This is a genomic window from Streptomyces sp. NPDC057271, from assembly GCF_042668715.1.
Classification (GTDB): Bacteria; Actinomycetota; Actinomycetes; order Streptomycetales; family Streptomycetaceae; genus Streptomyces.
This window is the reverse complement of record NZ_JBHUYJ010000169.1, coordinates 1-10,005: the sequence shown is the minus strand read 5'-3', so window position 1 is coordinate 10,005 and position 10,005 is coordinate 1. Positions and strand designations below refer to the sequence as shown.

General features: G+C 71.6%; 12 protein-coding genes. 9 read left to right on the top strand and 3 right to left on the bottom strand.

The annotated features are described in order from the left end of the window. Nucleotides 1–28: 28 nt before the first annotated feature. Together aspA and ACFUJR_RS37615 are read right to left on the bottom strand one after the other, a co-directional pair. Nucleotides 29–1,441 carry an aspartate ammonia-lyase gene (aspA, locus tag ACFUJR_RS37620; protein ID WP_383179242.1) on the bottom strand — a complete coding sequence of 471 codons (1,413 nt, stop codon included), beginning with the start codon at nt 1,439–1,441 and terminating at the stop codon, nt 29–31. 67 nt (nt 1,442–1,508) lie between these two features. Further along, nucleotides 1,509–2,570, bottom strand: coding sequence for an asparaginase (locus ACFUJR_RS37615; protein WP_383179246.1), 1,062 nt, complete (start codon nt 2,568–2,570; stop codon nt 1,509–1,511). Nucleotides 2,571–2,685: 115 nt separating this feature from the next. On the opposite strand from ACFUJR_RS37615, the gene ACFUJR_RS37610 reads away from it, so the two are divergent. The 5 genes from ACFUJR_RS37610 to ACFUJR_RS37590 all read left to right on the top strand — a co-directional run bounded on the left by ACFUJR_RS37610 (nt 2,686) and on the right by ACFUJR_RS37590 (nt 6,082). Continuing rightward, complete coding sequence (locus tag ACFUJR_RS37610) at nt 2,686–3,141, top strand: Lrp/AsnC family transcriptional regulator (RefSeq protein ID WP_361440853.1); 456 nt, start codon at nt 2,686–2,688, stop codon at nt 3,139–3,141. 65 nt (nt 3,142–3,206) lie between these two features. Continuing rightward, on the top strand, nt 3,207–3,632 hold the full coding sequence (locus ACFUJR_RS37605) for a cell division protein SepF (protein WP_383179250.1): 426 nt from the start codon (nt 3,207–3,209) through the stop codon (nt 3,630–3,632). Between the two features lie 55 nt (nt 3,633–3,687). Further along, a complete protein-coding gene (locus tag ACFUJR_RS37600; RefSeq protein WP_383179253.1) occupies nt 3,688–5,085 on the top strand; it encodes an ATP-binding protein in 1,398 nt (465 codons plus the stop codon). Then, nucleotides 5,078–5,461, top strand: coding sequence for a nucleotide pyrophosphohydrolase (locus tag ACFUJR_RS37595; protein WP_383179256.1), 384 nt, complete (start codon nt 5,078–5,080; stop codon nt 5,459–5,461). Before ACFUJR_RS37600 ends, ACFUJR_RS37595 begins: the two co-directional genes overlap by 8 nt. A gap of 126 nt (nt 5,462–5,587) precedes the next feature. Next, complete coding sequence (locus tag ACFUJR_RS37590; protein WP_383179258.1) at nt 5,588–6,082, top strand: DUF6099 family protein; 495 nt, start codon at nt 5,588–5,590, stop codon at nt 6,080–6,082. A gap of 56 nt (nt 6,083–6,138) precedes the next feature. Here ACFUJR_RS37590 and ACFUJR_RS37585 read toward each other — a convergent pair whose 3' ends face one another. Beyond that, the gene (locus tag ACFUJR_RS37585; RefSeq protein WP_383179261.1) at nt 6,139–6,357 is read right to left on the bottom strand and encodes a hypothetical protein; all 219 of its coding nucleotides are present in this window, start codon (nt 6,355–6,357) and stop codon (nt 6,139–6,141) included. Nucleotides 6,358–6,604: 247 nt separating this feature from the next. Between ACFUJR_RS37585 and ACFUJR_RS37580 the strand changes: the two genes are divergently transcribed. From ACFUJR_RS37580 to ACFUJR_RS37565, 4 genes are all read left to right on the top strand, one after another. After that, a complete protein-coding gene (locus ACFUJR_RS37580) occupies nt 6,605–7,528 on the top strand; it encodes an LLM class F420-dependent oxidoreductase (RefSeq protein WP_383179264.1) in 924 nt (307 codons plus the stop codon). Nucleotides 7,529–7,541: 13 nt separating this feature from the next. Beyond that, the gene (gene mmuM / locus ACFUJR_RS37575; protein ID WP_383179267.1) at nt 7,542–8,465 is read left to right on the top strand and encodes a homocysteine S-methyltransferase; all 924 of its coding nucleotides are present in this window, start codon (nt 7,542–7,544) and stop codon (nt 8,463–8,465) included. 160 nt (nt 8,466–8,625) lie between these two features. Beyond that, the gene (locus tag ACFUJR_RS37570; protein WP_383179270.1) at nt 8,626–8,946 is read left to right on the top strand and encodes a DUF6422 family protein; all 321 of its coding nucleotides are present in this window, start codon (nt 8,626–8,628) and stop codon (nt 8,944–8,946) included. 315 nt (nt 8,947–9,261) lie between these two features. Continuing rightward, a complete protein-coding gene (locus ACFUJR_RS37565) occupies nt 9,262–9,732 on the top strand; it encodes a hypothetical protein (RefSeq protein ID WP_383179273.1) in 471 nt (156 codons plus the stop codon). Nucleotides 9,733–10,005: the final 273 nt, after the last annotated feature.

The window sequence follows — 10,005 nt, the reverse complement described above, 5'->3', positions numbered from 1 at the left end:
GGGCCGGTCACTTCGGCTCCCCGTCGGCTCAGCCGACCGGGCGGGGTTCGATGCCCGTCAGGCGCTCCGGGGTCAGAAGTTCCGCGATGCGCTCCGCGGGCAGGAGGCCCTTCTCCAGGGTGAGTTCGGCGACGCCTCGGCCCGTCAGGAGCGCTTCCTTGGCGATCGCGGTGGCGGCGGTGTAGCCGATGTACGGGTTGAGCGCCGTGGCCAGGCCGATGGAGTTCTCGACCGCCGCCCGCAGCTCGTCCACGTTGGCCGTGATGCCCAGCACGCAGCGCTCGGCGAGGGTGAGGCAGGCCGCGCGCAGCGAGGTGATGCTCTTCGCCAGGGAGTGCAGGATGATCGGTTCGAAGGCGTTCAGCTGGAGCTGGCCTCCCTCCGCCGCCATCGTGATCGTCATGTCGTTGCCGATCACCTCGAACGCGACCTGGTTGACGACCTCCGGGATCACCGGGTTGACCTTGCCCGGCATGATGCTCGAACCGGCCTGTACGGCGGGCAGGTTGATCTCGTTCAGGCCGGCGCGCGGGCCCGAGGAGAGCAGGCGTAGGTCGTTGCAGGTCTTGGAGAGCTTGACCGCCAGCCGCTTGAGGACGCCCGAGAGCTGGACGAAGGCGCCGCAGTCCTGGGTCGCCTCCACCAGGTTGGCCGAGGTCACCAGCGGCATGCCGGTGATCTCGGCGAGGTGGCGGCGGGCCGTCTCGGCGTAGGCGGCGGGGGCGTTGAGGCCCGTGCCGATGGCGGTGGCGCCCAGGTTGATCTCGTGGATGAGCTCCACGGCCTCGGCGAGCCGGTTGCGGTCCTCGTCCAGCATCACCGCGTACGTGGAGAACTCCTGGCCCAGCGTCATCGGCACCGCGTCCTGGAGCTGGGTGCGCCCCATCTTGAGGACGTCGCGGAACTCGAGGGCCTTCGCGGCGAACGCGTCCTGGAGCACCGCCGTCGCCTGGAGCAGACCGTGGACGGCCGTGATCGCCGCGATCCGGACGGCGGTCGGGTAGACGTCGTTGGTGGACTGACTGAGGTTGACGTCCTCGTTGGGGTGGAGGTGCTGGTACTCACCCTTGGCGTGGCCGAGGAGTTCGAGGGCGCGGTTGGCGACGACCTCGTTGGCGTTCATGTTCGTCGAGGTTCCGGCGCCGCCCTGGACGACGTCCACCACGAACTGGTCGTGCAGCTTCCCGCCGCGGATCTCACGGCAGGCGGCGACGATCGCGGCCGTCTTCGCCGGGGAGAGCAGGCCGAGTTCCTCGTTGGCGAGCGCGGCCGCCTCCTTGACGGCGGCCAGCGCGTCGATCAGCTGAGGGTAGACGGAGATCTGCGTTCCCGTGATCGGGAAGTTCTCCATGGCGCGCAGGGAGTGGATGCCCCAGTACGCGTCGGCGGGCACGTCCCGCTCTCCGAGGAGGTCGTGCTCACGGCGGGCGACAGTCGTCATCGAGGTGCCTTCGAGGGGGAGGGGAGGGAGGGGAGAGGAGAAGGGGAGGGGAGGGGCCGGCTGCGCGTCAGGAGGTGCCGTTGAAGCGTGAGCCGACCGCCGTCAGAGCGGGCTCCGGACGCGTGGGGCCGTTCAGCAGACGGTGCAGCAGCCCCGGCCGGCGCTCCGGGGCGACGTCGGACAGGAGGGTCGCCAGGACGGCCATCCGGGCCTGCCCCGCACGCAGCGTTCCGGCCGGTACGGCTCCGGCGGCCACCAGGTCCACGGCCCCGCCGCCGGTGTAGAGCTCGGCGACCGGGCCGGCCGGCACCCGCGTGCTCAGCGCCACGAGGGTGCCCTGGGCGACCGCCGCGCCGACGGCCTCGACGATCTCCGGGGTCGCGTTGCCCGCGCCCGTACCGACGAGAACGACGCCCCGCGCGCCGGCCGCGACGGAGGCGTTCAGGAAGAGCGGGTCGCCGTCGCTGTGGTGCATCACCATGTCGACCCGCGGCAGGTCCTCGACGGCGGCCGTGGGCAGGGGGAGCGGAGCGGGCCGGTCGGGGCTGCGGCGGATGTCCACGCTGCCGAAACCGACCTTCCCGAGGCTGGACTCCGAAGGGTCGGCGAACGCGTCCGCCGCCAGCGTCTGCGTCTTCACGGTGCCGCGCGCCGCGTGCACCCGGCCGTCGAAGACCACGAGCACGCCCAGGTCGCGCACCGTGGCGGCGACCTGCAGGGCGTCGTACACGTTGCCGGGGCCGTCGCCGTCCCCCGTACCGAGCGGCCGCTGGGCGCCGGTGAAGACGACCGGTCGGGGGTCCGTGTGGTGGAGGTCCAGGAAGAAGGCGGACTCCTCCAGGGTGTCCGTGCCGTGGGTGACGACGACACCGTCCACGCCGGGGTCGGCGAGCGCCGCGTGGACCGCGCGCAGCAGGGTGAGCTGACGGACGGAGGTCATCCGGGAGCTGTTGACGTTGAACAGGTCCACGACCTCGACCGTCACTCCCTCGGGCAGTGCCGAGGTGGCCAGGACGTCGTCACCGGAGGCGTCGGCGGCGTACCCGGAACCCTGCCAGCGGCTGGCTATGGTGCCGCCCGTGCTGATGAGGGTGATCCGGCGCGGCCGGTCGTCGCGTGTCCACTGCATGTCTGTCTTCCCCGAGCTCGAAGGGTGTCGCCTTCGCAACGATAGGTCAGCATCTAGGGAATGCGATTGCGAATTCGGGGACGAAGCCCTCAGATGTGCCGTGCATAATTGCGTCATGGACAGGATCGATCGCAGTATCTTGCGTGAGCTCCAGGAGGACGGTCGGCTGACGAACCTGGAGCTCGCCCAGCGCATCGGCCTCAGCGCCTCGGCCTGCCTGCGGCGGGTGCGGCAGCTGGAGGAGGACGGCGTGATCCGGGGCTACCGCGCGGTCATCGATCCCGCGGCCGTCGGGCGGGGCTTCGAGGTGCTCGTCTCGATCGAGGTGCGGCGCGACCGGGAGACCGTCGAAGCCTTCGAGGAGGCGCTGCGGGACATCCCCGACGTCATCGAGGCGCACCGGCTGTTCGGGAGCCCCGGCTGCCTGCTGCGGATCGCGGTCGCGGACCTCGCCGCGTACGAACGGCTCTGGATCGAACGGCTGACCTCGCTCACCGGGGTCACCGAGGTCAACTCGCAGATCATCATGAAACGGATCAAGGAACCGCGCGGACTGCCGGTCGAACGCTGACCGCACACCCGAGTCGGCTCGTGTCGCTGTTGGGCCGAACGGGTGAGTAACGGGAGGATGGGTGCATGAGTAGGTACGAGAGGTACGACGTCACCGACGAGCAGTGGGAGGGCCTCGCCCAGGTCCTGCCCCTGCGCGGCCGTGACGAATGGCCGTCCAGGGTCGACCACCGCACGATGCCCGACCCGTACGAGGCGGCCGAGCAGCGCCGCATGATCGTCCTGCGCGTGCAGGTCTTCGCTGACGCGCGCGAGGTCGCCGAGTACCTCATCGCGCAGATCCCGGTACTCCTCGACCTGACGAGCGCCGACACCGACGTCGCCAAGCGCATCCTGGACTTCAGCAGCGGCGTCGTGTTCGGGCTCGGCAGCGTCATGCACCGGGTCGACCGCAACGTCTTCCTGCTCGCGCCCGCGGGCACGGAGGTCGAGGGCGTGTCCGACGCGGAGGCGGACGAGGACCTGACGGGAGTCGCCGTCCCCCGATCGTAGGAAGATGGTCAGGGCGTAACGGTTCGTCATCCGCGGTCCTGCGTACGGTCCGATCATGGACTCCACCGGCGGCCCCACGCCCGACCGCACGCCTGATTCCGTCCCCTTCCCCCGCGCCGCCGCCTCCCTCGTCGGCGCGACCCAGGCACGGAGCCCGGTCCGGTCCCCTTTACGCGGTGGCGCAACGGCCGGCCCGGCGGGCGGCGCCGTCCGGCCCGCCCGGCCCGCCGTCACCGAACTCCGTCTCTCCGCCTTCGCCACGCACCGCGCCGCCGTCCACCCGCTCGGCCCCGTGACGCTCTTCACCGGGGCCAGCGGCAGTGGAAAGTCCACCGCCCTGCGGGCGTACGAGGCGCTGGCCAGGCTCGGCGCGGGGGAGGACCTGGCCGCCGCCTTCCCCGACGCCGTCGCCTGCGTGCCCGAGCGCGCTCGGCCCGACGCTCAGGGGAGGCGGGGCTTCCGGATCGGCTGCACCGTCGACGGCCCGGCCGGACCGGTCCGCCTCGACCTCGCGGTCCAGGTCGAACCCTCCCTGCGTATCGTCGGCGAACGGCTCACCTGCCGCGGCCGTACGCTGCTCACCACCGCCCTCCGTGACCCCGGCCGCAGCACCGTCCAGGCCGAATGGCACACCGCGGGCGCCACTCCCGTCACCCGCGCGCCGTTCCCCGACGGTCTGCTCGGCACCGCCCTGCTGCCGCTGCGCGTGGCCGGGAAGACGAAGGGGCAGCTGGAGGTCCTGGCCGCCGCGGAGCAGGTGGTCGTCGCCCTGCGCTCGGTCTTCGCGTGCGACCCCCAGCCGTCGCGGATGCGGGCTCCCGCGCCGATGGGCGAGGCGCGGCTGCGGCGCGGCTGCGACAACCTGGCCGAGGTGCTGCACCGAACCGCCACCGAGTGCACGCGTCGCCATGCCCGGCTCGCGGCGGTGGCGAACGCCGGCTGCGCGGGCGTAGTCACCGGGCTGCGCGTGGAGGAGCTGCCGGACGCGACGGTGCGGGCGTTCCTGGAGCGCGGCCCGAGGGGGGCGGCAGGTGGGCCGGCGGGAGGGGTGACAGGTGGGCCGGCGGGAGGGGTGGCAGGTGGGCCGGCGGGCGGCGTGCCGGGCGGTTTCGCGATTCCGGGGCCGCGCAGCGCTCCTGTCGTGACCCCGCTCGGCCGGCTCGGCGACGGCGAACTGCGCTACCTGGCCCTCGCCCTCGTCCTGCTCACCGGACCCGGCGTGCTGGCCATGGACCAGCTCGCCGAAGTGCCCTCCGCCATGCGGACGCTGACCGTCCTCGCCGACGGCCTCGACGGATGTCTGGACGGGCCCCAGCTCCGTGCGCTCCTCGGTCTCGCCGCCGGTATCTGCGCCGACGGGCACATCCGGCTCGTCGGCGCGGTGGGGGAGGCGGCGGCGGAATCCGCACGCGAGACACCGGGGGTGTCGGTGGTAGACCTGGGACGTGAGTGAACTGGATGTAGCGGGATTGCAGCGCAGGTTGACCGAGTTCGCGGCGGCGCGGGCGTGGCAGCCGTACCACACGCCGAAGAACCTGGCGGCGGCGCTCAGCGTCGAGGCCGCCGAACTGCTGGAGATCTTCCAGTGGTTGACGCCGGAGCAGGCGGAGCGCGTGATGGACGACCCGGGAAAGGCGCACCGGGTGGAGGACGAGGTCGCAGACGTGCTGGCCTATCTGCTGCAGTTCTGCGAGGTGCTGGGCGTCGACCCGCTCGCCGCGCTGTCGGCGAAGATCGACAGGAACGAACTCCGCTTCCCGGTCGTACGGCCGGCCCCGGGAGCGGACGTAAACGCCACTGAAAACGGTGATCGTCACTCTTCGGAGTGATCGACTTATCCCCATCGAGCTTCCTGTCCACAGATTTCCGAATTCCTCTGGCGTTTAGGCTCAGGCGCCTTCACTCTGGGTAATGGATTCAGTGGGCAGTAAGTCGTACGAACGGGGGCGGCGTCCATGGAAGCGGAGCGACTGATCGCGGCGGGCCGACACGCGTTGGCGGAGAGCCGGACGGCGCTGGACATCGTCGCGGAGGCCTGGCAGGCCCAGGCCCTCGCGCAGGCGATAGGGAGTCATCTCGCGCTCTGCGGACCGCAGGAGCTGCGGAGCGAGGCGCGGGGGCTCAGCGAGATCGGCGGCGGGCGCGGGGTGACCGACCACCCGGTGCTGCGGACGGGCGGACCGAGAGCCGCCCAGCTGACCGAAGTGACGAACGCGCGCGTGGCGTTGACCGCGCTCGGCGCGCTCCTGGGAGAGGTGGGCATCGCCCTGGTCGGCGTGGCCTGCGCGACCGACGAGGAGGGGTTGTACTGGCAGTGCATCGAGGCGATCGACGCCGCCGACGAGTCGAACGACCGGGTGCGCGGGATGCTGTGCCGACTCGCGATCCGGGAGCGGGACCGGCCGCCCGATGCCGCCCGGGGCCGGGCGGGCCCGGCGGCGCCGCGATGAACGGCGACCGCGGGCGCGGGCGCGGGGAAGGCGAGTGGAGGGCGGCCGGGGCGCTGTCAGTCCGCGCGGGGTCCGTCCCCGGCGCGGGAATCCTGGCGGTCCGCCGAGGACTGAAGGTCGGCGTCGAACCGCGACAGGTCGGCGTCGAGCGCCGCCATCAGCTCCTCCATCTGCTGCAACAGGCCCTTGGGGGCGCCGGAGCCCTTCTGCTCGGGCACGGACTGCTGTACCGGCTGCTCGGGCAGCACCCTTTCGGGGGCGGCTTCCTGGGACATGGCGGCCTCCTCGGCCCAGGCCCTTCCCGCGAGGGAGGGCCACACGTGAGAACGACGCACCGGCAGCGGCCGCCGGCACGCGGGCCGGGCGGTCCGGCTCCGCCCGAGCCAACGACGACGCCGGGCCCCGGTCACTGCCCCACGGGGCCGCGCCCCGCCGGAGAGCCGGATATTCACCCGACCGAGCCGCGGCGTCCGTGGGGCTGACGGAGAGGTTGACGGCCGCCCCGAGGTGCAGGATGGAGGCATGGATCTTCGAATCTTCACCGAGCCCCAGCAAGGGGCCGACTACGACACCCTGCTCACGGTCGCCAAGGCCACCGAGGACCTCGGCTTCGACGCCTTCTTCCGGTCCGATCACTACGTCAGCATGGGCTCCGCCGACGGGCTGCCCGGGCCGACCGACGCCTGGATCACCCTGGCGGGCCTCGCCCGGGAGACCCGGCGGATCCGTCTCGGCACCCTGATGACCGCCGGCACCTTCCGCCTCCCCGGCGTCCTCGCCATCCAGGTCGCCCAGGTCGACCAGATGTCGGGCGGCCGGATCGAACTGGGCCTGGGCGCGGGATGGTTCGAGGAGGAGCACCGGGCGTACGGAATCCCGTTCCCCAAGGAGAAGTTCGGCCGGCTCGAGGAGCAGCTGGCGATCGTCACCGGGCTGTGGGGCACGGAACTCGGCAAGACGTTCTCCTACGACGGCGAGTACTACCAGCTCACCGACTCGCCCGCGCTGCCGAAGCCGGCCCAGGACAGGGTCCCGGTGCTCATCGGCGGACACGGTGCGAGCCGCACGCCGCGCCTGGCCGCGCGGTACGCCGACGAGTTCAACATCCCCTTCGCCTCCCTGGAGGACAGCGAGCGGCAGTTCGGGCGTGTCCGGGCCGCCGCGGAGGCCGCGGGCCGCGGGGCCGACGCGCTCGTGTACTCCAACGCCCTGGTGGTCTGCGTCGGCAAGGACGACGCAGAGGTGGCCCGCCGGGCGGCGGCCATCGGGCGCGAGGTGGAGGAGCTGAAGGCGAACGGCCTGGCCGGCTCGCCCGCCGAGGTCGTGGACAAGATCGGCCGGTACGGAGCGATCGGCGCGTCCAGGATCTATCTTCAGGTGCTCGACCTCGACGACCTGGACCACCTGGAGCTGATCTCCGCCCAGGTCCAGTCCCAGCTCGGCTGAGCGGAGGCGCGCGATGAGACCCGTCCGTACGCTCGCCGAGGCGCTCGCCGACGAGGTGCTCGTCCTCGACGGCGGACTCGCCCACCAGTTGGAGGCGCAGGGGTGCGATCTCCGTGACGAGCTGTGGTCGGCGCGGCTGCTCGTCGACGGCCCCGAGCAGATCGGAGCGGCGCACACGGCGTACGTACGGGCGGGTGCCCGGGTGCTGATCACCGGCAGCTACCAGGCCACCTTCGAGGGCTTCGCCCGGCGCGGCGTCGGACGGGCCGAGGCGGGGAAGCTGCTCGCGCGGAGCGTGGAACTGGCCCGGGCGGCGGGGGAGGGGGCCGCGCGGCCGGTCTGGGTGGCCGGGTCGGTGGGACCGTACGGGGCGATGCTCGCGGACGGGAGCGAGTACCGGGGACGGTACGGGCTGGGCGTGCGCGAGCTGGAGCGGTTCCACCGGCCCCGGATCGAGGCGCTCGCGGAGGGCGGACCTGACGTGCTGGCGCTCGAGACGGTGCCGGACGCGGTCGAGGCCGAGGCGCTCCTGCGGGCGGCCGAGGGGTGCGGGGTGCCGGTCTGGCTCTCGTACACGATCCACGGGGAGCGGACGCGCGCCGGACAGGAGCTGACGGAGGCGTTCGGGCTCGCTGCGGGGAACGACCAGGTGATCGCGGTCGGGGTCAACTGCTGCGCACCGGACGACGCCGCGCGGGCCGTCCGGATCGCGGCCGAGGCCACCGGAAAGCCGGTCGTCGTCTACCCCAACAGCGGGGAGGAGTGGGACGCGGGCGACCGGTCCTGGCGCGGCGGTGGGTCCTTCGCCCCGGAGCGGATGCGGGACTGGGCGGCCGCCGGGGCGCGGCTGATCGGCGGCTGCTGCCGCGTGGGACCCGACCGGATCGCCGCGCTGGCCGCCGCCGTGGCATCGGCGCCCCGGCGCTCGCCCGGATGACGACCCGTAGTCGGGTGAGGACAGCCGAGTCACACTACGCTCGCCAGCTCTTGATCCACATGTAGGCCGGGATCGCGTGTGCATTACTGGAAGTGGCTGTGTAAGAACGTGCTCGTGTCGCCGAGAACATGGCTACGCCCTCGCTCCAAGGAGTGAACGAATGTCAGATCTTCGGAGCCTTCTCACTGATGAGCAGTCGGAGGCCTGGGAGAAGGCCGCATACGTGGTCATCAACGCACGGAGGGAGGCTGCGGCGCTCCTTGCCCGATCAGGGATGGAACCGGTTCCTGACCAGGGCTGGTTCGGGAGTCCGTGCATGGCGAAGCTGCCCTTCCCTCCCTACCCTCCTTGCGGGTGTAACGACTACAAAGGCGACGGCGGGCCCTGCACGACAAGGATTCGCGTCCCCGAAACGGGCCCAGGATCCATTCATCGCATGGTGCCTTGCTCGCATCGACCCTCGGAGCACGTCGAGACGTGACCGTCACCGAGTGTCGGGCGCAGCCGCCGTGAGCGACAGTCAGTTCACGATCCCTGTCGTCGAGGAAGGACTCGATGCCTGTGCGGGCGATGCGGTGTCGGATGCGGCTGGAGCAGGTGGGAGTAGTCGTAGCCCTTGTCGGCATGGAGCTTGCCGGGCTTGCGTCGGCGTCGGCCGCGGCGTGAGCGTCCGCCGTCTGCTGCCCGCCGTTGTCGAAGGCTGCGACAACCTGGCCGTCTGCGCGTCCCGGTCCGGCCCGGTACTGCCCGAACCCCCCGTGCCGTGTTCATGCCATCGATGTCATAATCGGACGTTGTGTGGACAACGCTTGCGCCGCTCATCGGCGTCCTGCTCGGCGGGCTCATGTCGATGCTGGCCCAACACTCGGCAGGACGCGCCTTGGAACGAGGCGAGGCGCGCCGCAGTGTCCGTGAACTTGCCGAGGCGCGCCGCAACGAGCGTCTCACGCACCTCATCGCGTTTCTGTCCGCGGTGCAGGAAGCAGAACGAGTCGCGGTGGATCGGTATCACCACAACCTGGCTGACGAGCAGTGGCAGACCAGGGCAAGGCAGGTCCTTGACAGGGTGTGGGTGACGCAGAAGACGATCCACGTACTGTGCGCGTCCGAGGTCAGCGAAGCGGCACGCAGCCTCGCGTGGGCAGTACAGGAGGTGATCAGGAAGGGCCCCGAAGACCCGGGAGAGCCACAGGACGAGAAGGTCTGGGCGCACATCCGTCCGAGCCGACAGGCATTCCTTGATCTCGTGCGCGACCAGCTAAGTTGAAGCCCCGGGGAGGGATTCGGCAGCTGCCGTGAGCGGCCCGGGACAAGCAGCACCAGCTCCGGCCTCCATCCCTGTCTTCGCAGGGAATCCCGGCCTTTGGGCCGGGCGGGAATGCGATCCTTGGCCCGGAGGCGCGAAGCGCCGGAGTTCGCTGCGCCTCCGGGGTGACGGTCAGTCGGGCCGAGCAGGCGCAGCCCGAACCGCTTCCGGCGACGGGGTCCGTGGTCGGCATCGACATGGGCATCGCCTCGTTCCTCACCACCTCGAACGGTG